Raw genomic sequence first — 23,283 nt, 5'->3', positions numbered from 1 at the left:
CCGTCAGCGCTCCAGCAGGCGGTGGAGCTCGCGCCGCAGCAGCTTGCCCGGCCCGCCCGAGGCGTCCTGGAAGTGCGGCAGCTCGTCGGCCACCACGATGTGGTCGGGCCGCTGGTGGGCCGGCAGCGTGTCGGCCAGGGCCAGCGCCAGCTTGGAGGAGTCGAGGGTGTGACCGGCGCGGGGCACCACGGCCAGCAGGATCTCCTGCTCCACGGCCTCCTGGCCCTCGACGTGCGCCGGGACGCCCACCGCGCCCGCCTCGGCGACGCCGTCCAGCGCCGCGGCCGCCTCCTCGACGGCCACCGGCTGGCTCCACACGCCGCCCTTGAGTATCGCGTCCTCGCGCCGCCCGAGCACCCGCAGCACCCCGTCGTCGGACACCGTGCCGAGGTCCCCGCCGACGTACCAGCCGCCGCGCAGCACCTCGGCCGTCCGGTCCGGCAGGCCGTCGTACCCGGCCATGACGTGCGGGCCGGCGAGGTTGATCTCGCCGGTCTCGCCGACCACGCGCTCGCCGGTGGGGCCCGTCACGCGGACCGCGTTGCCGGTGCGGGCCCGTCCCGACGACCCGAGCGGGGTCGAGCCGTCGTCGACGCGGCCCATGCAGGTGTAAGGGGCCTCGGTCTGGCCGTAGTAGGAGTAGACGGCGGCGCCGGGCAGGCGCTGCTTGATGCGGTCGAGCATGGTGGCGGTCAGCGGCTCGCCGCCCAGCATGATGACCTCGACGGACGACAGGTCGACGCCCTCGTGCTCGGCCGAGCCGAGCAGCGCCGCGTAGAACGACGGGATCTGCGACACGTGGGTGACCCGTTCGCGTGGCACGACGCGCAGGAAGTTCGCCGGTCCCCAGTCCTGCTCCAGCACCAGCCGCATGCCCGCGTACAGGGCCGGGCCGACGATGGCCGGGAAACCGATGCCCCAGATGATCGCGCCGGTGCCGAACACCGACTCGGGTCCGCGCGGCACGTCCAGCCAGATCTGGGCCGTGGCGAGCGACGAGGCGTGCGTGTGGACGACCGCCTTCGGCAGCCCGGTCGTGCCCGAGGTGTAGTAGAGGGCGAGCGGGTCGTCGTGGCCGCCCGCGATGGGGGGCTCCTCCTCGGACGCCTCGGCGGCCAGCGCGTCGAGGTCCACCGCTCCGTCGCCTGGGCCGCCCACCTTCATCCACGTGGTCACGCCCGGGAGCGCGGGCCTGATCTCGGCCACGGCCGCCTCCACCGTCGCGTCGTACACGAACGCCGTGCAGCCCGACTGCTCGACGACCGCGCGCAGCGTGTCGACGGGCCAGTACGGGTTCAGCGCGGCGGTGACGACGCCCGTCTTGGCCTGGGCGAGGTAGACCTCGGCGACGTGCAGGGTCTCGTTCAGCAACGCGCCGACCCGCTGCCCGGGGGTGATCCCGGCGGTGAGGAGGGCGTGGGCGCGGCGGTTGACGAGGCGGTTGAGCCGGTCGTAGGTGAAGCGGCGCTCGCCGCAGTAGGTGAGCGCCTCGCGGTCCGGGGTGCGCAGCGCTCCGGCGGTGAGGATCGCGTGGCCGTAGTTGCCGTAGGGGGATCGCGCCATAAGTGCCTCCGGATGTGGGAACAGCGGCGTCAGAGAGGTGCGTACAGGACGAAGACGTTGCCCGACGGGTCGCGCAGGACGGCGCGCGTCTCGTGCGGCCCCTCCTCGGGGGCGCGCACCACCTCGCCGCCGCGCGCCGACAGCTCCCGCACGGCCCGCGCCACGTCGTCCACCCGGTACGAGGGCGCGGCCGTGTCGGTGACGTGCTCGGCGGGGCCGGCCAGCGCCACGGTCACGCCGCCCCCGTCCAGGGCCGCGAACCGGTCGCCGTCGCGGAACTTCACCGGCAGCCCGTAGAAGGCGATCGCCTGGTCGAGGTCGGCGACGGGGATGAGCACGTTGCCGAGCTTCCCGAGCACGCTCACAGCGGTCTCCAATGCGGTAGGTCGTCCACGAACGTCACCCGCACCGGCATCCCGATGCGGACCTCATCCGGCGCGCAGCCCACGACCTGCCCGAACACGCGGGCTCCTTCCGGCAGGTCCACCCAGGCCAGCACGTACGGCTCGCGTCCCCGGTAGCCGGGCGCGAAGGACCGGTGCACGACGGTGTACGTGTGCACCACGCCGTCGCCGGAGACCGGCTCGAAGACGAGCCCGCCTCCGCCGCACCAGGGGCAGGCCGCCTCGGGCAGGTGGACCCGCCGGCCGCAGTCCGTACAGCGCTGGACGACCAGCTCGCCGCGCCTGCAGGCGGCCCAGTAGGCGGAGGTGTCACCGGTCATCGCTTGCCAAGCTAGCGCACGCTTGGTTAGCGGACAAGGGCGTGTGCGCGGCGTCCCGGCGCACGGCCGCTGGACCAACGGGCCCAGGGTGAACGGCCTCTCGCCGGGTGCCCGGCGATCGCGGCTGCCATGTGAAATTGCTCTGTGTGGCGCCCGGAGCCGGTGGCATGGGAGCGGCTCGGCGCATGGTTGAGCGCCCGGCGAGGCCGAGGGGCGCCGGGTACCCACCACACCCCACTCGGCCTGGGGAAATATGGCCATAAGTCAGGGTCTGTGTGGGTTTATAACGAATTGTGCACTTTGCCGACACCCTCTTGGCGGCCATCCGCCTCAGTTCTAGGGTGCAGTGCAATGCCACACAGTACAAGTGCAATGGCACACAGCGTGAGGAGCCGCCCGCATGTCCGTGAAGTCCAAGCCACCGGCCGGAGCCGTACGAACCGAGGCCGGGGCCGTCGTCCCGGCCGCGGGCGTCCGCATCACCGGTGGCCTGCTTCGTGAGTGGCAGGACCGCAACCGGCGCGCGACCATCCCGCACACCATCGAGCAGCTTCGCGCCGCGGGCAACGTCGCCAACCTGCGCCGGCTGGTCGAGGACGACGCGCCGCCCTACCGGGGCCGCTACCCCTTCCTCGACACCGACCTGTACAAGACCCTCGAAGGCCTGGCGTACGAGATCGGCCGGGGCGAGGCGGGCGAGGCCGAGCGGGAGTTCTTCGACGAGGTCGTGGGCCTGCTGGAGCGGGTGCAGGCGGAGGACGGCTACCTGAACTCGTTCTTCCAGGACCCGGCCGCGGCCAAGAAGCCGTGGGAGGACCTGGCCTGGGGACACGAGATGTACAACCTCGGCCATCTCATCCAGGCCGCGGTCGCCGCCTCGCGCCGGATGGGCGACGACCGGCTGCTCGCCGTGGCGGTCAGGTTCGCCGACCTGGTCGTACGGCGCTTCGGTGAGGGCCGGGAGGAGGCCGTCTGCGGCCATCCCGAGGTGGAGATGGCCCTCGTCGAGCTCTACCGGGAGACCGGCGAGCGCGGCTACCTGACGCAGGCCGGGTTGTTCGTCGAGCGGCGCGGCCGGGGCAAGCTCAAGCACAGCATCTTCCCGGCGGAGTACTTCCAGGACCACGTGCCGCTGCGCGAGCTGCCGTCGGTCACCGGGCACGCGGTGCGCATGGCCTACCTCGCCGCCGGGGCGGCCGACGTCGCCATCGAGACGGGCGACCGGACGCTCTTCGAGGCGCTGGAGCGCCTCTGGGACGACATGGTCGCCTCCAAGCTGTACATCACCGGCGGGCTCGGCAGCCGGCACTCCGACGAGGCCATCGGCGACCGGTACGAGCTGCCGTCCGAGCGCGCCTACAGCGAGACCTGCGCCGCCATCGCCACGATGCAGTGGGGCTGGCGCATGTTCCTGGCCACGGGCGGCGCCAAGTACGTCGACGTCCTGGAGCGCGTGCTCTACAACGCCTACGCGGTGGGCCTGTCCGCCGACGGCAGGGCGTTCTTCTACGACAACCCGCTGCAGCGCCGCCCCGACCACGAGCAGCGCAGCGGCGCCGAGAGCGGCGGCGAGGAGCTGCGCCGGTCGTGGTTCGGCTGCCCGTGCTGCCCGCCGAACATCGTCCGGTGGATGGCCCAGCTCGGCGACTACACGGCGGCCGAACGCGACGGCGCGCTCCTGCTCGCCCAGTACGCCGAGTCCCGCGTCGAGACGGACGCGATCGCGCTGACCGTCGAGACGGCCTACCCCTGGGACGGCGACGTCCGCGTCACGATCGAGCGTGCTCCCGCGCGTCCGTACGCCGTCAAGCTGCGGATCCCTGCCTGGGCGCGCGGCGCGACGCTGGACGGCGAGCCCGTCGCGGCGGAGGACGGCTGGCTGACCGTCGAGCGCCGCTGGGCCGAGGGGGACGTCCTGCGCCTGCACCTGCCGATGCCGGCGCGGGCCCACGTGCCGCACCCGTACGTGGACGCGGCCCGCGGAGCGGTCGCCGTCGCCCGCGGCCCGCTGGTCTACTGCGTCGAACAGCAGGACGTGCCGGCCCCCGTGGACGATCTCGTGCTGTCCCCGGCCGAGGTCGCCGGCGCGGACATCACCACGTCCGAGGAGGGACTGCCGGGAGCCGTCGTCCTCCGGGTGCCGGCGGGCGTCGCCGCGCCGGCGCCGGCGGAGCTGTACCCGGAGTTCGGCACGCAGCCTCCTCCCAGCCGGGCGGCGGACGTCTCCGCCGCCCTCGTCCCCTACCTCCTGTGGGGCAACCGCAGGCCCGAGGCCATGCGCGTGTGGGTCAGGTCGCAGTGACGGCAGCCCCCCGCCGCCGCTGCAACTGCAACAACAGATGAAAGAAGGCGAAATGAGGAGATCGGCCGCCCTCGCCGGCGTCTCGGTGCTCAGCATGTTGACCGTCGCGGCGTGTGGCGGCGGTGGGAAGGACGCCACAGCCTCGGGCTCCGGGGCCAAGGCCACCTCCGGCGGCACCGTCCACGTCCTGCAGACCGCCGACTACTCCCACCTGGACCCGGTCCGGGGCTGGGACGGCGGCGTCAACAACTTCTACCGGCTCATCTACCGGGGCCTGACCACGTTCGGCGCGGGCCCCGGCAAGGAGGGCACGAAGGTGGTCCCGGACCTCGCCACCAGCACCGGCACCCCCTCCGACGGCAACAAGACCTGGACGTTCACCCTCAAGGACGACATCTTCTTCGAGGACGGCACGCCGATCACCAGCGAGGCGATGAAGTTCGGCGTCGAGCGGGCGTGGGACCCGGAGGCCGGCATCGGCTCGCCCTACGCGAAGCTGCTCATCGACGCGCCCAAGGACTACAAGGGCCCGTACGTCTCGGGCGACCTCGACACGATCGAGACCCCGGATCCCAAGACGATCGTCTTCCACCTGAAGAAGCCGTTCGCCGACTTCGCCAGCGCGCTCGTGCAGCCCAACTTCGTGCCGTTCCCCAAGGGCACGGGCGCGGCCGGCGCGTTCGACTCCAAGCCGATCGCGTCCGGCCCGTACAAGGTGGAGAGCTACCAGCGCGGCTCGAAGCTGAAGCTGGTGCGCAACCCGCACTGGAAGGCCGCGACGGACACCGTCCGCGCCGCCAAGCCGGACTCGTACGAGATCACCTTCGGGCTCGACGGCGCGACCATCGACGAGCGCATGCTGGCCGGGCAGGGGGCCGACGCCAGCGCGATCGCGGGCGCCATCCAGCCGGCCACCGTGGCCCGGATCCAGGACCCGCGCTACAAGGCGCGCACGCTGTCCGGCTACATGGGCTGCACCACGTACATGAGCCTGAACACCACGAAGAAGCCGCTCGGCGACCTGAAGGTCCGTCAGGCGATCAACTACGCGATCAACAAGGACAACGTGGTCGCCGGCGACGGCGGCACGACGCTGGCCACCAAGGGCGGCGCGATCCAGCCGCCGACCATCGTCGGCCGGCTCGACTACGACCCGTACCCGACGGACCCGGCCAAGGCCAAGCGGCTCCTCGCCGAGGCGGGGCAGGACAAGGGCTTCGACCTGACGCTGGACGTGCGCCCGGTGCCCCGCCAGCAGGGCATGGCGGTCGCCATCCAGGAGTCGCTGAAGCCGCTGGGCATCAACGTCAAGATCAACAACATGGACACGTCCACCTTCTACGAGGTGATCGGCACGCCCGCCCGGCAGCACGACGCCGCCCTCACCGGCTGGTGCCCGGACTGGTCGTCCGGCGCCACCTTCCTGCCGCCGCTGTTCGACGGCCGCAACATCTTCGAGAAGGGCAACAGCAACCTCGCCCAGATCAACGACGAGGCCATCAACAAGCGGATCGACGAGATCGCCGAGATGACCGACGTCAACGCCGCCAACGCCGCCTACGGCGAGCTGGACAAGCAGATCATGGAAAAGGCCCCCATCGTGCCGCTGCTCTACGAGAAGAACGTGACCGTCATCGGCGAGAACATCGCGGGCGCCTACCTCCACGACTCGTACTCCGCCGGGATCGACCTGGTCTCGGTCGGGCTCAAGGACCCGAGCAAGTAGGACGGCCATGACCACCGCCGCACCCTCGCACGACGCGATGGCGGACCCCCTGGCGGGCGCGGGAAGCGCGCCCGCCTCGGAGGGGCGCCGGATCGCGGGCGCCCTGCTGCGCGACCGGGGCGCCGTCCTCAGCACGGTGTTCCTCCTCCTGGTCGTGCTGATGGCGATCTGCGCGCCGCTGATCTCCGCCGTCACCGGGCACGGGCCGAACGACTTCGACTCCGCCGCCGTGGACACCAACCTCGGCGGCCTGCCGCGCGGCTCGTTCGGCGGCGTCAGCGCCGACCACCTGCTCGGGGTGGAGCCGCAGAACGGCCGCGACATCCTGGCCCGCATCGCCTACGGCGCCCGCGTGTCGTTCATGATCGCGATCTCGGCGACCGTGCTGACCACCCTGCTCGGCGTGGTGTTCGGCCTGCTCGCCGGGTTCTACCAGGGCTGGGTCGACCAGGTCATCTCGCGGGTCATGGACTTCCTCATGGCCTTCCCCGCGCTGATCTTCATGATCGCGATCCTGTCGTCCCTGCCGACGGGTGACCGCTCGTTCCTGCTGGTCACGGTGATCACCGTGTTCGGGTGGCCGTACCTCGCCCGCGTGGTGCGCGGGCAGACGCTCACGCTGGTCAACCGCGAGTTCGTCGAGGCCGCCCGCGCGTCCGGCGCCTCCACCGGCGCCATCGTGTTCAAGGAGATCCTGCCCAACCTGCGCAACTCGCTGATCGTCATGACGACCCTGGCCGTGCCCGGCTACATCGGCACCGAGGCCGGCCTGTCGTTCCTCGGGGTGGGCGTCACCCCGCCGACACCCTCGTGGGGGCAGATGATCTCCAGCGCGGTGAGCTGGTACGCGACCGACCCCATGTACTTCGCGGTGCCGGGACTGTTCCTCTTCCTCACGGTGCTGTCCCTGACCGTGCTCGGGGACCGGATCCGGGCCGCATCGGACGCGGGGGAGGCGTCCTGATGGCTCGCTACGTCGCCGGCCGGATCGCCGGGCTCGTCGCCCTGCTGGTCCTCGTCTGCGTGTTCACGTACCTGATCTTCTTCAAGCTGTCGCCGGACCCGGCGCTGATGATCTGCGGCAAGACCTGCACCCCCGACCGCGTCGCGCAGATCCGCACCTCCCTGGGGCTCGACAAGCCGTTCCTCACGCAGCTGTGGGACTACCTGAGCGGGCTCGTCGCCGGCCGCGACTACGGCAGCGGGGCGAACCTCGTCCACTGCCCCGCCCCCTGCCTCGGCTACTCCTTCCAGAGCAGCCAGTCGGTGACACAGATGATCGTGGAGCGGCTCCCGGTCAGCGCCACGGTCGCGGTGGGCGCGGCGGTCCTGTGGCTGATCGTCGGCATCGCCGCCGGCCTGCTGAGCGCGGTCAAGGAGGGCTCGTGGTGGGACCGCACCGCCATGGGTCTCGCCCTCGGCGGCTCCAGCATCCCCAACTACGTGCTCGCGCTGACCCTGCAGTACGTGCTCGTGGTCAAGCTGCAGATCCTGCCGTTCCCCTCGGCCGTGCCGTTCTCCGAGGACCCGGTCCTGTGGTTCCAGTCGTACCTGATGCCGTGGCTGGTGCTCGCCACCGGCTACGCCTGCCTCTACGCCCGCCTGACCAGGGCGAACGTGATCGACACGCTGGCGCAGAACTTCATGCGCACCGCGCGGTCCAAGGGCCTGAGCCCGGCGCTCATGATGCGCCGCCATGCGCTGCGGCCCGCTCTGACCCCGATCGTCACCATCTTCGGCATGGACTTCGCGGCGCTCCTGGGCGGCGCGCTGATCACCGAGACGGTCTTCGGGCTCAACGGCATCGGCAAGATGGCGGCCGACTCGATCGCCAAGAACGACCAGCCGGTCATCATGGCGGTCACCCTGCTGGCGGCGTTCTTCGTGATGGCCGGCAACGTCGTCGTGGACCTCCTCTACACCGGCCTCGACCCGAGAGTGAGGATCTGATGAGCGAGCTGCTGGTCGTGGAGGACCTCACGGTCACCTTCCCGACCACGCGCGGTCCCGTGGACGTCGTCAAGGACGTGTCGTTCACGCTGGGACGCAACGAGACCGTCGGCATCGTCGGCGAGTCCGGCTCGGGCAAGTCGATGACCAGCCTGGCCGTCATGGGCCTGCTGCCGCCCGGCGCCACGACCCGGGGCAGCATCCGGCTGGACGGCACGGAGCTGCTCGGCCGCCCGGACCGGGAGATGCGCCGCATCCGCGGCGAGCAGGCTTCGATGATCTTCCAGGACCCGCTGTCGTCGCTGAACCCCTACTACACGGTCGGCCTGCAGATCGAGGAGATGTACCGGGCCCACAGGAGGTGCTCGCGCAAGGCGGCCCGCAAGGTCGTCGTCGAGGCCCTGGACCAGGTGGGCATCCCCGAGCCCGAGCAGCGGGCCGGCTACTACCCCCACCAGTTCTCCGGCGGCCAGCGGCAGCGCGTCATGATCGCGATGGCGCTGGTCTGCTCGCCGGCGCTGCTCATCGCCGACGAGCCGACCACCGCCCTGGACGTGACCGTGCAGGCGCAGATCCTGAGCCTGCTGGCCGGCCTGCAGCGGGAGACCGGCACCGGCATGGTGTTCGTCACCCACGACCTGGCGGTGATCAGCTCGATCGCCACCCGCGTGCTGGTCATGTGCCGCGGCGAGCAGGTCGAGTACGGCGACGCCGAGCAGGTCTTCTCCGCCCCGCGCCACGACTACACGCGGATGCTGCTGGAGAGCATCCCGCGCATCGACGACGAGGTGGTCCTGTGAGTGACGTCCTGCTCCGCGTCCGCGACCTGACCAAGCGGTTCACCGTGCGCGGGCCGTACCGGCGCAAGAGCGAGTTCACCGCGGTGGACGACATCAGCTTCGACGTGCGGCTCGGCGAGACGCTCGCCGTCGTGGGCGAGTCCGGGTGCGGCAAGTCCACCAGCGCGCGGATCGTCGCCAAGCTCATGGAGCCGACCTCCGGGACCCTGGAGTTCGACGGCGAGGACATCACCCACGCCACCGGGGCCCGGCTGGCCGGCTACCGGGCCAACGTGCAGGTCGTCTTCCAGGACCCGTTCTCCTCGCTCAACCCGCGGCACACCGTCGAGCGCATCCTCATGGCGCCCCTGGACTACCAGGGCATCGCGCCGAAGGGCGGCCGCCGGGCCTGCACCCGCGAGCTGATGGAGCGGGTCGGCCTCAACCCCGACCACGCGCACCGCTACCCGGCGCAGTTCTCCGGCGGGCAGGCGCAGCGGATCGGCATCGCCCGCGCCCTGGCCGTCAACCCGAAGCTGGTGATCTGCGACGAGGCCGTGTCCGCGCTCGACGTCTCCGTCCAGGCCCAGATCATCGAGCTGCTGCGCCGGCTCCAGCGGGAGAGCGGGTTCAGCTACATCTTCATCGCCCACGACCTGGCCGTGGTCCGGCAGCTCGCCCAGCGGGTCGCCGTCATGAGCAAGGGCAGGATCGTGGAGCAGGGGCCGTGCGACGAGGTCTTCAAGGCCCCGAGCGACCCGTACACCAAGACGTTGCTGGCCGCGATCCCCCGGATCAACCCCGAATGGGACCGCAGAAGGAGAGCCGCCCGGTGAGCCTCACCGCGACGTACACCATCCCCGGCATGCACGTGCGCGAGCACGTCGTGTCCGTGCCGCTCGACTGGTCCGACCCGGGACGCGGCGAGATCGAGGTCTTCTTCCGCGAGATCGCCGACCCCGGGCGCGCCCGCGAGGACCTGCCGTGCCTGGTCTACCTGCAGGGCGGCCCGGGCGGGAAGGGCCCGCGCCCGCTCACCGCGGACGGGTGGATCGGCCAGGCGCTGAAGACGCACCGGGTCATCGTGATGGACCAGCGCGGCACCGGCCGCAGCACCCGGGTCGACGGCCGCCGGATGAGCGCGTTCGCCACCGCCGAGGAGGGCGCGGACTTCCTCGCGTGCTTCCGCGCCGACGCGATCGTGGCCGACCACGAGCACGTGCGCAGGACGGTCTACGGCGGCCGGCGCTGGAGCACGATCGGCCAGTCGTACGGCGGCTTCCTCACGCTGACGTACCTGTCGGCGGCGCCGCAGGCCCTCGGCTCCTGCCGCGTCACGGGCGGCCTGCCCGGCCTCGACCCGTCCGCGGCCGAGGTGTACCGGCGGACGTATCCCCGGGTCGAGGCCAAGAACAGGGAGTTCTACCGGCGTTACCCGCAGCACGTCGAGCGGGCCGGCCGCGTCGCCGACCGGCTCGCGGCCGGCGACGTGCGGCTCCCCGACGGCGACGCGCTCACCGTGCGGCGCTTCCAGTCGCTCGGCATCGACTTCGGCATGAAGCCCGGCTACGAGCGCATGCACTACCTGCTCGACGAGGCGTTCAACGGCGGCGAACTGTCGGCCACCTTCCTGCACCAGGTGCTGGCGCGCACCTCCTACAGCGACAACCCGCTGTTCGCGGCGCTGCAGGAGAGCATCTACGGGCACGGCCGGGGCGCGACCGCGTGGGCCGCGCAGGCCGAGCGGCCCCGGCACCCGGCGTTCGCCGAGCAGGCGCGGCCGCTGCTGTTCACCGGCGAGATGATCTACCCCTGGATGTTCGAGGAGATCGCCGAGCTGCGCCCGTTCCGGGGCGCCGTCGAGCTGATGGCCGCCCGCGAGGAGTGGCCGCCGCTGTACGACCACGACCGGCTGGCCGCCAACGAGGTGCCGGTCGCCGCCGCCGTCTACCACGACGACATGTTCGTGGACGCCGGCCTGCAACTGGACACGGCCTCCCGGGTCGGCAACACCCGCTGCTGGATCACCAACGAGTACGAACACGACGGCATCGCCGACCCCCGGGTCTTCGACCGGCTGGGCGAGATGGTCCGCGACATGGGAGGAGAGATCACCGGTGCGTGACGGCAGGCCCCCCAAGCTTTCCGAGATCCCCGCGTTCACCGCGTACATGGACACCGGCTGGGACACCCCCGACCGGACCCCGCCGGTCGTCCCGGGCGCCGCCCGGGCGGCCGCCGACCACCGGGCCAGGCTGGCCGAGGCGCTGCCCGGCCGGACCCTCGTGCTGACCGCCGGCGAGGCCCCCGTCCGCAGCAACGACACGGCCTACGACTTCCGGCCGGACAGCGACTTCCTCTGGCTGACGGGCTGCCCGGTCGAGAACGCCGCCGTGGTGCTGCGCGGCGCCGACGCCACCCTCTACCTGCCGCCGCCCGCCTACCCGGGCGACCCGGGGTTCTGGACCGACGCCAGGTACGGCGAGCTGTGGGTCGGAGCCGCGCCGGGACTCGACGACTGGGCGCGGGCCCTCGGCGTGCCCGTCCGGCCGCTCGCGGAGCTGGCCGAGCTCGGCCTCGATCCGGCCGCGGGGCTGGACGAGGAGGCCGGCCGCACGCTGGCCGAGCTGCGGATGTACAAGGACGACTGGGAGGTCGGGCAGCTCCGGGAGGCGGTGGACCGCACGGTCGAGGGGTTCGCCGCCGTCATCCGGGAGATCCCGGCGGCGGTCGCGGGACCGGGTGAGCGGTGGCTCCAGGGCACCTTCGACCGCTACGCCCGCGCCTACGGCAACGGCCCGGGCTACGCCACCATCGTGGGCAGCGGCCGGCACGCGCCGACCCTGCACTGGGTGCGCTGCGACGGCCCCGTGCTGCCCGACGAGCTGGTGCTGCTCGACATGGGCGTGGAGAACCGCGCCTACTACACGGCCGATGTGACCCGGACCTTCCCGGCCTCCGGGACGTTCGCGGCGGCGCAGCGGCAGGTGCACGACCTCGTGGAGCGGGCGCACCGCGCCGGGCTCGCGGCGGTGGCCCCCGGCCGGCGCTTCACCGACTTCCACCACGCGGCCATGGAGGTCATCGCGCGCGGCCTGGCCGACTGGGGGCTGCTGCCCGTCTCGGTGGACGAGGCGCTGTCCGACGCCGGCCAGCACCACCGCCGCTACCTGGTGTGCGGCATCGGCCACCACATCGGCCTCGACGTCCACGACTGCGCCCGCTCCAGCCCCGAGGCCTACCAGGACGCGGCCATGGCCCCCGGCATGGTCCTCACCGTCGAACCCGGGCTCTACTTCCACGCCCACGACCTGACCGTGCCGCCCGAGCTGCGCGGCATCGGCGTGCGCATCGAGGACGACCTCCTGGTGACGGAGACAGGCGCGGAGGTGCTGTCCGGCGCGCTGCCCCTCGACGCCGGCGAGCTGGAGAAATGGATGGCCGCCGTGTAGCCGATGTGACATTGCACCAGTAATCTCGGACACTCTTACAGAGGAGACTTCAGCATGACCACCGCCGCCACGCCCTGGCGCGGCATCCACGTCGCGTCGGCCCTGCCCTTCACCGACGACCTGTCCGTCGACTACGACGCGTTCGCCGACCACGTGCGTTTCCTCGCCGCCGGCGGCTGCGACGGCGTGACGCCCAACGGGTCGCTGGGCGAGTACCAGACGCTCACCTCCGAGGAGCGGGCCCGCGTCGTCGAGACGGCCGTGCGGGCCGCCCCCGCCGGGTTCGGCGTCATGCCGGGCGTCGCGGCGTACGGCGCGCTGGAGGCCCGCCGCTGGGCCGAGCAGGCGGCCGAGGCCGGGGCCACGTCCGTGCTCCTGCTCCCGCCGAACGCCTACCGGGCCGAGCGCGAGGCCGTGGTCCACCACTACCGCGAGGTCGCCAAGGCCGGGCTGCCCGTCGTCGCCTACAACAACCCCATCGACACCAAGGTCGACCTGACCCCCGACCTGCTCGCCGAGCTGTTCCACGAGGGCCTGATCGTCGCGGTCAAGGAGTTCACCGGCGACGTGCGCAGGGCGTACCAGATCGCGGAGCTCGCGCCCGGCCTGGACCTGCTGATCGGCGCCGACGACGTGCTGCTCGAACTGGGCATCGCCGGCGCGGTCGGCTGGATCGCCGGCTACCCGAACATGATCCCGGAGGCGACCGTCCGCCTCTACCGGCTGGCCACCTCGGGCGACCCCGCCGACCTGGCCGAGGCGGTGCGGATCTACCGCGATCTGCACCCGCTGCTGCGCTGGGACTCCAAGACCGAGTTCGTCCAGTCGATCAAGCTGTCGATGGACATCGCCGGCCTCAACGGCGGCGCCTGCCGGCCGCCGCGCCTGCCGCTGCCGCCCGAGCTGACCGCCCGCATCACCGCCGACACCGAGGCGGTCATCCGCAAGGGCTACAAGTGAGATCCCGCCGCACCTTCCACGCCGTCGACTCCCACACGGAGGGCATGCCCACCCGAGTGATCGTCGGCGGCGTGGGCGTGATCCCCGGCGCGACCATGGCCGAGCGCCGGCAGTGGTTCATGGACAACAGCGACGACGTCCGCACGCTGCTCATGTACGAGCCGCGCGGCCACGGCGCCATGAGCGGTGCGATCCTGCAGCCGCCCACCCGCCCCGACGCCGACCACGGCGTGCTGTTCATCGAGGTGTCCGGGCTGCTGCCGATGTGCGGGCACGGCACCATCGGCGTCGCCACCGTGCTCGTCGAGACCGGCATGGTGCCCGTGGAGGAGCCGGTGACCACCATCAGGCTCGACACCCCGGCCGGGCTCGTGGTCGCGTCCGTGGCGGTCGAGGACGGCGCGGCGACCTCGGTCACCATCGAGAACGTGCCGTCGTTCTCGTACGCGCTGGACCGGAAGGTCGAGGTCCCCGGCTTCGGCGAGGTGGGCTACGACCTCGCCTTCGGCGGCAACTTCTACGCCGTCGTCGAGCTGGCGGACCTGGGCCTGCCGTTCGACCGCTCGCGCGCGGGCGACCTGCTGGCCGCCGGGCTCGCGATCATGGACGCCGTGAACGAGCAGGACCGCCCGGTCCACCCGGAGCGCGCCGACATCAACGGCTGCCACCACGTCTACCTCAAGGCGCCCGGCTCCACGGCCAAGCTGTCCAGGCACGCCATGGCGATCCATCCGGGCTGGTTCGACCGCTCGCCGTGCGGCACCGGCACGAGCGCCCGGATGGCGCAGCTCCACGCGCGGGGCGAGCTGGCGATCGGGGACGACTTCGTCAACGAGTCCTTCATCGGCACGCGCTTCACCGGCCGGCTGCTCGGCGAGACCACGGTGGGCGGGCTGCCCGCGGTGCTGCCGTCGATCACCGGCCGCGCCTGGGTCACCGGCACCTCGCAGTTCCACCTCGACCCCACCGACCCGTTCCCCGCGGGGTTCCTGCTGTGAGCCTGGCCCCGGTCCCCGAGCTGCCCGGCATCGGCCCCAGAGAGAACCTCCGGGACCGGATCCGGGCGGCGCTGCGCGCCGCGATCATCTCCGGCGAGCTGGAGCCCGGCGTCGTCTACTCGGCGCCGGCGCTCGGCACGCAGTTCGGCGTCTCGGCCACCCCCGTGCGGGAGGCCATGCTCGACCTGGTGAAGGAAGGCCTGGTCGTCCCGCAGCCGAACAAGGGCTTCCGGGTCACGGAGGTGTCCGAGGAGGACCTCGACCACCTGGCCGCCGTACGCCTGCTGATCGAGCCGCGGGCCGTGCGGGAGAGCGTGTCCGTCATCCCGGAGGACGACTTCTCCGGGCTGCGGAGACTGGCCCAGGACATCGTGGACGCCGCCGAGCGCGGCGACCTGGTCGGGTACGTCGAGGCCGACCACGTCTTCCACCTGACGCTGCTCGGCTACAGCCGCAACCCGGTCCTGGTGGACGTCGTGTCCGGCCTGCGCTCCCGGACCCGGCTGCTCGGCCTGACCCCGCTGCTGCAGAGCGGCCGGCTGGGCCGCTCCGCGGCCGAGCACCACGAGCTGCTCGACTTCATCCAGGCCCGCGACCCGGTCGGGGCCGAGCTGATGATGCACCGCCACATCGGCCACGTCCGCGGTCTGTGGGCGGGCGGCGCCGAGGGGACGACATGAGCGCCGACCTCGTCGTGGTCGGGGCCGGCGTGGTGGGGGCGGCGAGCGCGTACTTCGCGTCGCTGGCCGGGCTACGGGTGGTCGTCGTCGAGCGCGGCGCCATCGCCGGCGGCACCTCCAGCGCCGGCGAGGGCAACCTGCTCGTCTCCGACAAGGAGGCCGGCCCCGAGCTCGACCTGGCCCTGTACTCGCAGCGGGTGTGGCGCGAGGACCTCGCCGAGCACGCCGGGCTGTGGGAGTTCGAGGCCAAGGGCGGCCTGGTCGTCGCGGCCTCGGAGCCCGGCGTGGCCGGGCTGCGCGAGCTCGGCGACCACCAGCGCCGGCACGGCGTCGAGGTCCTCGACGTCGGACGGGACGAACTGCGCGCCTACGAGCCGCACCTGTCGCCGGAGCTGGCCGGGGCGGCCTTCTACCCGCAGGACGCCCAGGTCCAGCCGATGCTGGTGGTGGCGCACCTGCTGCGCCTGGCCCGGGGGCTCGGGGCGGAGGTGCGCACCCGTACCGAGGTGACGGGGTTCCTGCGCGACGGCGACCGCGTGACGGGCGTGCGCACCACCGGCGGCGACATCACGGCCGGGGCGGTGCTCAACGCGGCGGGCACCTGGGCCGGCGCCGTGGCCGGCCTGGCGGGCGTGCGCGTCCCCGTGCTGCCCCGGCGCGGGTTCATCCTGGTCACCCAGCCCATGCCGCCCCGCACGATCCGGCACAAGGTGTACGCCGCCGAGTACGTGGGCGACGTGGCCAGCTCCGACGCCGCCCTCCAGACCTCTCCCGTGGTCGAGGGCACCGACAGCGGCACGATCCTCATCGGCGCCTCCCGGGAGCGCGTCGGCTTCGACCGCAGGGTGTCCGTCGAGGCGATCAGCGCCCTCGCCGCCAAGGCGATCGCGCTGTTCCCGATGCTGCGCGATGTCCGCGCCATGCGCACCTACCACGGCTTCCGGCCGTACTGCCCGGACCACCTGCCCGTCATCGGCCCCGACCCGCGCGCGCCCGGCCTGTGGCACGCCTGCGGGCACGAGGGCGCCGGCATCGGCCTGTCCGCCGGCACCGGCAAGCTGGTCGCGCAGGCCCTCACGGGACGCGGCCCCGACCTGGACCTCAAGCCGTTCGCCCCCGACCGCTTCCCGGACACCGAGGAGGTGCCCCGGTGACCTACCGGATGACTTTCCGAGGGGCCGCCGTCCCCGCAGAGCCCGGCCAGAGCGTCGGCGCCGCCCTGGTCGCGGCGGGGATCCTCGACTGGCGCGCCACGCGCAAGGCGGGCCGGCCCCGCGGTCTGTTCTGCGGCATCGGCGTCTGCTTCGACTGCCTGATCACGATCGACGGCGTCCCCGACCGGCGCGCCTGCCTCGTCCCGGCCGCCGACGGCATGCGGCTCGGCGACTCCGCGCAAGACTCCCCGCAGTCCCCGCAGTCCCCGCAGTCCCCGCAGTCCCCGCAGTCCCCGCAGTCCCCGCAGTCCCCGCAGTCCCCGCAGTCCCCGCGGGACGCTGACCCGCGCGACGCTTCCCGAGGAGGTGGCCGTGGCGGAGACGCATGACGTCGCCGTGGTCGGCGCCGGGCCGGCCGGCCTGGCCGCCGCCGTCGAGGCGGCCGAGGCCGGGCTCGGCGTCGCGCTGGTCGACGGCGCGGCGCAGCCCGGCGGCCAGTACTGGCGGCACTACGACGAGCGGCACGCCCGGCCCGACGACCGGGCCGGCCATCACGGCTGGCCGCTCTTCACCGGGCTCCGCGAGCGCCTGCGCGCCGGGCGCGCCGCCGGCCGGATCCGCTATCTGCCCGGCCGCCAGGTCTACCTCGTCACGCGGGACGAGACCGGCGCGTTCACCCTCCGGACCACGCCTTCCGGCACCGCCGAGACGTCGGGCACCTCAGGCGCGTCCGGCGCCTCCACGCCGGACACGGCCGGAACGGTCACGGCCCGGGCGCTGATCCTCTGCACCGGCGGATACGACCGGCAACTGCCCCTGCCCGGCTGGGACCTGCCGGGGGTGATGACCGCCGGGGGAGTCCAGGCCCTGCTCAAGGGACATCGCGTGCTCGCGGGCAGGCGCGCCGTGGTCGCCGGCACCGGGCCGTTCCTGCTCCCGGTGGCCACCGGCCTCGCGCGGGCCGGGGCGTCCGTCGAGGCCGTCGCCGAGGCCAACGGCACGCTCGGCTGGCTGCGCGACCCCGTGGGGGCCGCCTCCGTCCCGGGCAAGGCCGTCGAGGCGGCGCAGTACGCGGCGCTGATGGCCCGCCACCGCATCCCGTACCGCACCAGGACCGTGGTCAGCCGGATCCTCGGCCAGGACAGGGTCGAGGCGGTCCAGCTCACCCGCGTCGACCGGGACGGCCGCCCGGCCGGGCCGGTCAAGGAGATCGCGGCCGACCTCGTCGCCCTCGGCTGGGGCTTCACCCCGTCGCTCGAACTCGCGCTCATGCTCGGCGCCGACACCAGGAAGGACGTCGACGGCTCCCTCGTCGTGGCCGTGGACGGCTTCCAGCGCAGCAGCGCCGACGGCGTGTACGTCGCCGGAGAGGCGACCGGGGTGGGCGGCGCGGTCCTGGCCACGCAGGAGGGCCGTCTCAGCGCCCTCGCCCTCGCCCGCTCGCTCGGCCGCCCGGTCGCCCCGGGCCTGATGGGCCGGCTGCGCGGGGCGATCGGCCGTGGACGCCGCTTCGCCGCGGCCATGCACCGGACGTACCCCGTGCCGGGCGCCTGGACGGAATGGCTGGAGGAGCGCACGCTCGTCTGCCGGTGCGAGGAGGTCTCCTACGGCGACCTCCGCCGGGCGCACGACGACCTCGGCGCGGACGACCCGCGCACCCTGAAGATGCTGGCCAGGCCGGGCATGGGCTGGTGCCAGGGACGGGTGTGCGGCTTCGCGACCGCGGGGATCGCGGCCTGCCTGAACCGCCGCGGCACCACGGCCGACGACCTGCGCCCGCTGTCCACCCGCAGCCTGGCTGCCCCGGTGCCCCTGGGCGAGCTGGCCGCGCTCGACCGCTCACACGACGACCAGTGACACGACAGACGAAAGAGGACGAGATGGCGAACGCCGTGCTGAGCGTTGACCCGCGTACCGGGGAGCCCCGCGAGCGCGTCGCGGCGGAGTCGACGCCGCAGGACGTCGACCGGGCGGTGCGCGCGGCGGCCGCCGCGACCGCGGCCCTCGCGGACCGTTCCGTACGCGCCGAGCTGCTCCGCACCGCCGCCGCGCTCCTGGAGGACGCCGGCGACGAGATCATCGCGACCGCCGACGCGGAGTCCGCGCTCGGCCGGCCACGCCTGGCCGGTGAGCTCGCGCGCACCTGCTACCAGCTGCGCGCCTTCGCGGACGTGGCCGAGTCCGGCGCCCACCTGGACGTGATCATCGATCACGCCGACCCGGACGCCAAGCCGGCGCCCCGGCCAGACCTGCGGCGTTACAAGGTGCCTCTGGGCGTGGTCGCGGTCTTCTCCGCGAGCAACTTCCCGCTGGCCTTCAGCGTGCCCGGCGGCGACACCGCGAGCGCGCTGGCCGCGGGCTGCCCGGTGGTGGTCAAGGCGCATCCGGACCACCCGGCGACCAGCGTCCTGTGCGCCCGCGTCCTGCGCGCGGCGGCGGTCAAGGCCGGCCTGCCGGAGGACGTGGTCGGCCTGGTCCACGGCTTCGACGCGGGTCCCGAGCTGGTACGCCACCCGCTGACGGCGGCGGTGGGCTTCACCGGCTCGGTGCGCGGCGGGCGGGCCCTGTACGACATCGCGTGCGCCCGGCCCCGGCCGATCCCGTTCCACGGCGAGCTGGGCAGCCTCAACCCGGTGGTGGTGACGGAGCGCGCGGCCGAGACCAGGGCCGCCGAGATCGGCGCGGGCCTGGCCGCCTCCTACACGCAGGGTCTCGGCCAGTTCTGCGTCAAGCCCGGCCTCGTGCTCCTCCCCGAGGGCCCGGCGGGCGACGCCGTCGTCGAGGCGGCCGTCTCGGCCGCGGTGCCCTCCGGGCCGCTGCTCGACCCGCGCATGCGGGAGGCGTTCCTCGCCGGGGTTCGTGAGCGCGCCGCGCTGCCCGGCGTGCGGGAGGTCCTCGCGGCAGGCGAGGCGGGCGGAGACGGCGACGCGCCGCTCGCGGTGCGGCCCGGCGTGCTGACCGTGGCGGCTGCGCGGCTCGCCGGCGGCGGGGAGCACGGGGAGCTGCTGGAGGAGTGCTTCGGACCCGTCACCGTCCTGGCCCGCTACGGCTCGCGGGAGGAACGTGACGCGGTGCTGGACGCCCTGCCCGGCAACCTCACGGCGACCGCCCACATCGCGGCGGACGAGGGCGAGGCCGGGGACGCGGCCGACCTGCTGGCCAGGTTGAGCGGGCTGGCCGGGCGCGTCGTCGTGGACGGCTGGCCCACCGGGGTGACTGTCGCCCCGGCCATGCAGCACGGCGGCCCCTACCCGGCCTCCACCAGCGGCTCCACCTCCGTGGGGAGCACCGCGATCGAGCGCTGGCTGCGGCCGGTCTGCTTCCAGAACACCCCGGACGCCCTGCTGCCCCCGGAGCTGCGCGAGGCCAACCCGCTGGGCGTCCCCCGCACGGTCGACGGCGTCCACCTGCCGTCATAGGCGACCCCCTCAGAGTGGTTCGCACCTTGAGCTGTCCCGCCCTCGCCTGATCGAGAGCGGCGAGCCGACGGCTGGGGGCATCAGGGCCGGGGGATCGCCGGCGAGGAGTGCCCTGTATCGGTGGAGTCGCCGGTGAGGAGGCCGGTCGGCTCCGTCGAGACGCCGGTGCGCGGGCTCGGCGGGGCGGCGGCCCGGCCGGATGTCGGCGCAGGCGCTCCCGTCGTGGTGGCCGTGGCCGGCGGGGTGGGCGCCGGCGACGCGCAGGGGCCGCCGTCCACCTCCACCTCGCTGATCTGCGGCCCGTTGTCGGCCGCGGGTTCGGTCGCCACCATGAGGCCGAAGTGCGCCCGCGTGCCGCACGGCACGTCGCCGAGGTCGCGCAGCACCCCGCTGGTGTACACGGTGCCGCCGGTCAGCGTGCGCGTCTCCCGGGCGACCGTGCGGGCCGGTCCGTCCCCGTCGCGCCGCGTGTACGCGATGCGCAGCCGTACGGGCCCGGTGCCGTCGGCTGACACCCGTACCGCACCCGCCGACCCGCTCCACCGCACGATGCCGGCGGAACGGACGACCGGCGCGTCCGCGCCCTGGCGCCCCGTCGGCGCGGTGACGGCGGACGACGAGGTGGGCGCGGGCGGACTCGACGTGACCCTGCCGGACGGAACGGGCCGCGAGGAGTCCGGGACGGGCGCGGCGGGACCCGGGGAGGCAGGAACGGCGCCCGGGGTGGCCGGGCGCGAGGAGGCGGGCGCGGACGGGCGGCGCGTGGCGGTCGCGCCCCCGCGCGCCGGATCCGTGGCGTCGCCGTCCGCGGACCGTCCCGGCTCCTGCGGCTGCGGCATCAGCACCGTGCCCGGATCGCGGGCCGGCCCGCCGCCCGACGCCGCGATCGCGATGGCCATGACGGTCACGACCGCGCCGGCGATCCACAGGTGGGGCGGCAGCTTCGGCACCCTCAGCAGCCGGTCGCGGAGCAGCCGGTCGCGCAGCGACGGCCGGGAACCCGCGGCGGGGCCGGAGGGGGCCAGCGGGAAGCGGAGCGCGAGCAGCGTGGCCAGCTCCGCCAGGTGGCGGCGGCCCCGCTGCTCCCAGTCCGGGCCGTAGCCCGCGACCGCGTCCTCCTCCACCTCGGCCGCGAACCGCCGCGCCGACGCGTACCTGTCCGCCGGGTCCTTGGCCAGGCCCCGCCGCAGCAGGTCGCGTAGCGTGTCGGGCACCACCTCCAGCGGCACCGGCTCGTCCAGGTGCAGGCCCCGTGACTCCGTCACGCCGTCGGCCCGGAACGGCGGCCGTCCCTTCACGGTCTCGAACAGCAGGCACGCCGCCGCGTACAGGTCGGCGGGCGGCCCGGCCGCGCCGCGCGTCCACAGTTCCGGCGCCATGTACGGCGGGCTCCCGGCGGGCACGCCCGGCTCCTCGGCGTGCACCACGACGCCGAAGTCGCCCAGTTTGACCGTGCCGTCGGCCTGGACGAGGACGTTCTCGGGCTTGACGTCCCGGTGCGCCACCCCGCGCTCGTGCGCCGCTGCGAGGGCCAGCAGGGCGCCCTTGAGCACGGCCAGCGCCGCCTCCGGGCTCGCGTGGCCGTGCTCGGCCAGCAGGGCGCGCAGCGAGACGCCGTCGACCAGCTCCATCACCACGGCGGCCCGGCCGGCCGTCTCGACGTACTCGTGCAGCCTGATCACGTGCGGCTCGTCGATCTCGACGAGGGCCGCGGCGTCGGTCCGGAAGCGCTCCATGAACTCGGCGTCCCTGCGCAGGGTGGCGTTCAGGTATTTGATCGCCACGTAGGCGCCGGTGGTCTCGTAGGTGGCGAGGAACACGCGACCGGTGTGACCGGCGCCGAGCTGGCGCACTTCCCGGTACCCAGGGACCACGTTCAACCCCCATCACGTGAGCCGTCCCGGGCCCACCGCCGCCGTCGCGGGAGTTCTCCCGCCCTTTCCGGTCGGCTGCGGGCCTTTCCGGCTGCTCCGGTCCTACCGGTTCGACGGTCTCACCCGGGATGCGGGTTGTCACGACTGGCGATGTTTCGCCCAGGGTTGCGCTGCTGTCACTCGGGAGGGGCGGGGGTGGCTCGTGTACGCTTGACATGCTCCCAAGCAAGCGCTCGGCTAACTGGAGGCCAGGGTGGATCGCGAGGCCGTGCTCGTCATGGAGATGCAGAGAGGCGTCATCGGCGATCTCACGAAATTTCCGGACCTGGTGACGGCGTGCCGGGTCCATGACGTCGTCCCCAACGCCGCCGCGGTCCTCGACGCCGCCCGGGCCACCGGGATCCCGGTCGTCCACTGCACCGCCGCCTTCCGGGCCGACCGGGCCGGCTCCCACACCCGCAACTGCCCGTTCATCGTCTCCCTGCTCGACGACCCCGCCCACATGCTGGAGGGCACGCCGGCCGTGGAGGTGTTACCCGAGCTGCGCGGCCCCCGCGACCTGGAGAGCCGCCGCTACCACGGCTTCTCGCCGTTCACCGGCACCTCCCTGGACATGACGCTGCGCTCGCTGGGGGTCTCGTCGGTGGTCGCCGTCGGCGTGTCGCTGAACCTCGGCATCCCGGGGCTGGCGCTGGAGGCGGTGAACCTCGGCTACCGGGTCACGGTGGTCACGGACGCGGTCGCCGGGATCCCGGAGGAGTACGCGAGGGCCGTGCTCAAGCACACGGTCAGCCTCCTCGCGACCCGCGTGACGGCGTCCCGGCTGGTGGAGCGCTGGAAGGCCGGCGAGCCGGAGGAGACGCGGTGAGACCGGAGGGCGGCGGAGCCGGCACGAGGAGTGGGCTGTGACGAGGTGGGACCTGTGACGGGGAGGCGGCTGTGACGATGGACGGACTGCGGCTCGACGGGCGGACCGCCGTGGTGACCGGCGCGGCGGGCGCCATCGGCTCCGCCACAGCGGCCGACCTGACCGCCCTGGGCGCCCGCGTGGTCGTCGCCGACGTGGACGCGGACGGCGCCGACGCGGTCGCCGCCGGGCTGGCCGGGGCCGTCCCGCTGACCGTGGACCTGTCCGCGCCCGAGTCGGTGGAGCGGTTCTGCCGCGAGCTCGGCGACCGGGGCCTGGAGGCGGACATCGTCGTCCACAACGCCGGCCTGTCGATCGTCGAGCCGTTCACCGAGAGCGACCCGGCGAGCTGGGACCTCATGTGGCTGGTGAACCTGCGCGGCCCCATGCTCATGACCAAGCTCCTCCTGCCGGGCATGACGGCGCGGGGCTGGGGCCGGCTGGTGTTCGTCTCCTCCGACGGGGCGCGGGCCGGCTCGGGCGGCGAGGGCGCGTACGCGGCCACCAAGGCGGGGCTGTTCGGGCTGGCCAAGACCCTCGCCAGGGAGGCGGCGCGGGCGAACGTCACCTCCAACGTGGTCTGCCCGGGCCCCACGGACACCCCGATGCTGCGCCGCGTGTCGGCCGCCGAGCCGGGCCTGGTCGAGAAGATCTCCCGGGCCATCCCGCTGCGCCGCCTCGGCACGCCCGCCGACGTGGCGGGCCTCGTCGCCTACCTGTGCACCGACCGCGCCGCCTACATCACCGGCCAGACCCTGTCGGTGAGCGGCGGGGTCACCATGCATTGACGCGCCG

The 23,283-nt window shown here is 73.5% G+C and carries 21 protein-coding genes; 17 read left to right on the top strand and 4 right to left on the bottom strand.

Annotated features, from left to right (window positions below):
* Positions 1-3: 3 nt before the first annotated feature.
* From AB0H81_RS16885 to AB0H81_RS16875, 3 genes are read right to left on the bottom strand one after another with little or no spacing between them, the layout of a single operon-like run.
* The gene (locus tag AB0H81_RS16885; RefSeq protein ID WP_358375203.1) at positions 4-1,563 is read right to left on the bottom strand and encodes a class I adenylate-forming enzyme family protein; all 1,560 of its coding nucleotides are present in this window, start codon (positions 1,561-1,563) and stop codon (positions 4-6) included.
* Between the two features lie 29 nt (positions 1,564-1,592).
* Positions 1,593-1,928, bottom strand: coding sequence for a VOC family protein (locus tag AB0H81_RS16880; protein WP_358375200.1), 336 nt, complete (start codon positions 1,926-1,928; stop codon positions 1,593-1,595).
* Positions 1,925-2,287, bottom strand: a complete 363-nt coding sequence (locus tag AB0H81_RS16875) for a Zn-ribbon domain-containing OB-fold protein (protein WP_253766343.1) — start codon at positions 2,285-2,287, stop codon at positions 1,925-1,927. Before AB0H81_RS16875 ends, AB0H81_RS16880 begins: the two co-directional genes overlap by 4 nt.
* A 400-nt stretch (positions 2,288-2,687) precedes the next feature.
* Between AB0H81_RS16875 and AB0H81_RS16870 the strand changes: the two genes are divergently transcribed.
* Genes AB0H81_RS16870 through AB0H81_RS16800 form a run of 15 tightly spaced genes read left to right on the top strand, consistent with a single transcriptional unit; the run spans position 2,688 to position 19,707 of the window.
* Positions 2,688-4,589, top strand: coding sequence for a beta-L-arabinofuranosidase domain-containing protein (locus AB0H81_RS16870; protein WP_358375197.1), 1,902 nt, complete (start codon positions 2,688-2,690; stop codon positions 4,587-4,589).
* A gap of 52 nt (positions 4,590-4,641) precedes the next feature.
* The gene (locus tag AB0H81_RS16865; protein WP_358375194.1) at positions 4,642-6,315 is read left to right on the top strand and encodes an ABC transporter substrate-binding protein; all 1,674 of its coding nucleotides are present in this window, start codon (positions 4,642-4,644) and stop codon (positions 6,313-6,315) included.
* Positions 6,316-6,322: 7 nt separating this feature from the next.
* Complete coding sequence (locus AB0H81_RS16860) at positions 6,323-7,279, top strand: ABC transporter permease (protein WP_358375192.1); 957 nt, start codon at positions 6,323-6,325, stop codon at positions 7,277-7,279.
* Entirely contained in the window at positions 7,279-8,265 is a 987-nt protein-coding gene (locus AB0H81_RS16855) for an ABC transporter permease (protein WP_358375189.1), read from the top strand. Before AB0H81_RS16860 ends, AB0H81_RS16855 begins: the two co-directional genes overlap by 1 nt.
* Positions 8,265-9,065 (top strand): ABC transporter ATP-binding protein, encoded by an 801-nt coding sequence (locus tag AB0H81_RS16850; RefSeq protein ID WP_358375186.1) that lies wholly within the window; start codon positions 8,265-8,267, stop codon positions 9,063-9,065. The genes AB0H81_RS16855 and AB0H81_RS16850 overlap by 1 nt, the downstream gene beginning before the upstream one ends.
* On the top strand, positions 9,062-9,880 hold the full coding sequence (locus tag AB0H81_RS16845; protein ID WP_358375184.1) for an ATP-binding cassette domain-containing protein: 819 nt from the start codon (positions 9,062-9,064) through the stop codon (positions 9,878-9,880). The genes AB0H81_RS16850 and AB0H81_RS16845 overlap by 4 nt, the downstream gene beginning before the upstream one ends.
* Complete coding sequence (locus tag AB0H81_RS16840) at positions 9,877-11,169, top strand: alpha/beta fold hydrolase (RefSeq protein ID WP_358375181.1); 1,293 nt, start codon at positions 9,877-9,879, stop codon at positions 11,167-11,169. The genes AB0H81_RS16845 and AB0H81_RS16840 overlap by 4 nt, the downstream gene beginning before the upstream one ends.
* Positions 11,162-12,496, top strand: coding sequence for an aminopeptidase P family protein (locus tag AB0H81_RS16835; protein WP_358375178.1), 1,335 nt, complete (start codon positions 11,162-11,164; stop codon positions 12,494-12,496). Before AB0H81_RS16840 ends, AB0H81_RS16835 begins: the two co-directional genes overlap by 8 nt.
* Before the next feature lie 54 nt (positions 12,497-12,550).
* Complete coding sequence (locus AB0H81_RS16830) at positions 12,551-13,456, top strand: dihydrodipicolinate synthase family protein (RefSeq protein ID WP_358375175.1); 906 nt, start codon at positions 12,551-12,553, stop codon at positions 13,454-13,456.
* Positions 13,453-14,454 (top strand): proline racemase family protein, encoded by a 1,002-nt coding sequence (locus AB0H81_RS16825; protein WP_358375172.1) that lies wholly within the window; start codon positions 13,453-13,455, stop codon positions 14,452-14,454. Before AB0H81_RS16830 ends, AB0H81_RS16825 begins: the two co-directional genes overlap by 4 nt.
* Positions 14,451-15,134 carry a GntR family transcriptional regulator gene (locus AB0H81_RS16820; protein WP_358375169.1) on the top strand — a complete coding sequence of 228 codons (684 nt, stop codon included), beginning with the start codon at positions 14,451-14,453 and terminating at the stop codon, positions 15,132-15,134. The genes AB0H81_RS16825 and AB0H81_RS16820 overlap by 4 nt, the downstream gene beginning before the upstream one ends.
* Entirely contained in the window at positions 15,131-16,288 is a 1,158-nt protein-coding gene (locus tag AB0H81_RS16815; protein ID WP_358375166.1) for an FAD-binding oxidoreductase, read from the top strand. The genes AB0H81_RS16820 and AB0H81_RS16815 overlap by 4 nt, the downstream gene beginning before the upstream one ends.
* Positions 16,285-16,677, top strand: a complete 393-nt coding sequence (locus AB0H81_RS16810) for a (2Fe-2S)-binding protein (protein WP_358375163.1) — start codon at positions 16,285-16,287, stop codon at positions 16,675-16,677. The genes AB0H81_RS16815 and AB0H81_RS16810 overlap by 4 nt, the downstream gene beginning before the upstream one ends.
* Positions 16,661-18,145: an FAD/NAD(P)-binding oxidoreductase gene (locus tag AB0H81_RS16805; RefSeq protein ID WP_358375160.1), complete on the top strand. Its 1,485-nt coding sequence runs from the start codon at positions 16,661-16,663 to the stop codon at positions 18,143-18,145. Before AB0H81_RS16810 ends, AB0H81_RS16805 begins: the two co-directional genes overlap by 17 nt.
* A gap of 23 nt (positions 18,146-18,168) precedes the next feature.
* Positions 18,169-19,707, top strand: a complete 1,539-nt coding sequence (locus AB0H81_RS16800) for an aldehyde dehydrogenase (NADP(+)) (RefSeq protein ID WP_358375157.1) — start codon at positions 18,169-18,171, stop codon at positions 19,705-19,707.
* Positions 19,708-19,787: 80 nt separating this feature from the next.
* Here AB0H81_RS16800 and AB0H81_RS16795 read toward each other — a convergent pair whose 3' ends face one another.
* A complete protein-coding gene (locus tag AB0H81_RS16795) occupies positions 19,788-21,581 on the bottom strand; it encodes a protein kinase (protein ID WP_358375154.1) in 1,794 nt (597 codons plus the stop codon).
* Positions 21,582-21,834: 253 nt separating this feature from the next.
* Between AB0H81_RS16795 and AB0H81_RS16790 the strand changes: the two genes are divergently transcribed.
* A complete protein-coding gene (locus AB0H81_RS16790) occupies positions 21,835-22,449 on the top strand; it encodes an isochorismatase family protein (RefSeq protein ID WP_358375152.1) in 615 nt (204 codons plus the stop codon).
* A gap of 77 nt (positions 22,450-22,526) precedes the next feature.
* The gene (locus AB0H81_RS16785; protein WP_358375239.1) at positions 22,527-23,276 is read left to right on the top strand and encodes an SDR family NAD(P)-dependent oxidoreductase; all 750 of its coding nucleotides are present in this window, start codon (positions 22,527-22,529) and stop codon (positions 23,274-23,276) included.
* Positions 23,277-23,283 lie beyond the last annotated feature (7 nt).

The sequence above is a fragment of the Nonomuraea sp. NPDC050691 genome, assembly GCF_040654455.1.
Taxonomy (GTDB): domain Bacteria; phylum Actinomycetota; class Actinomycetes; order Streptosporangiales; family Streptosporangiaceae; genus Nonomuraea.
The sequence above is the reverse complement of the archived record's forward strand: the minus strand, read 5'-3'. Positions and strand labels throughout refer to the sequence as shown.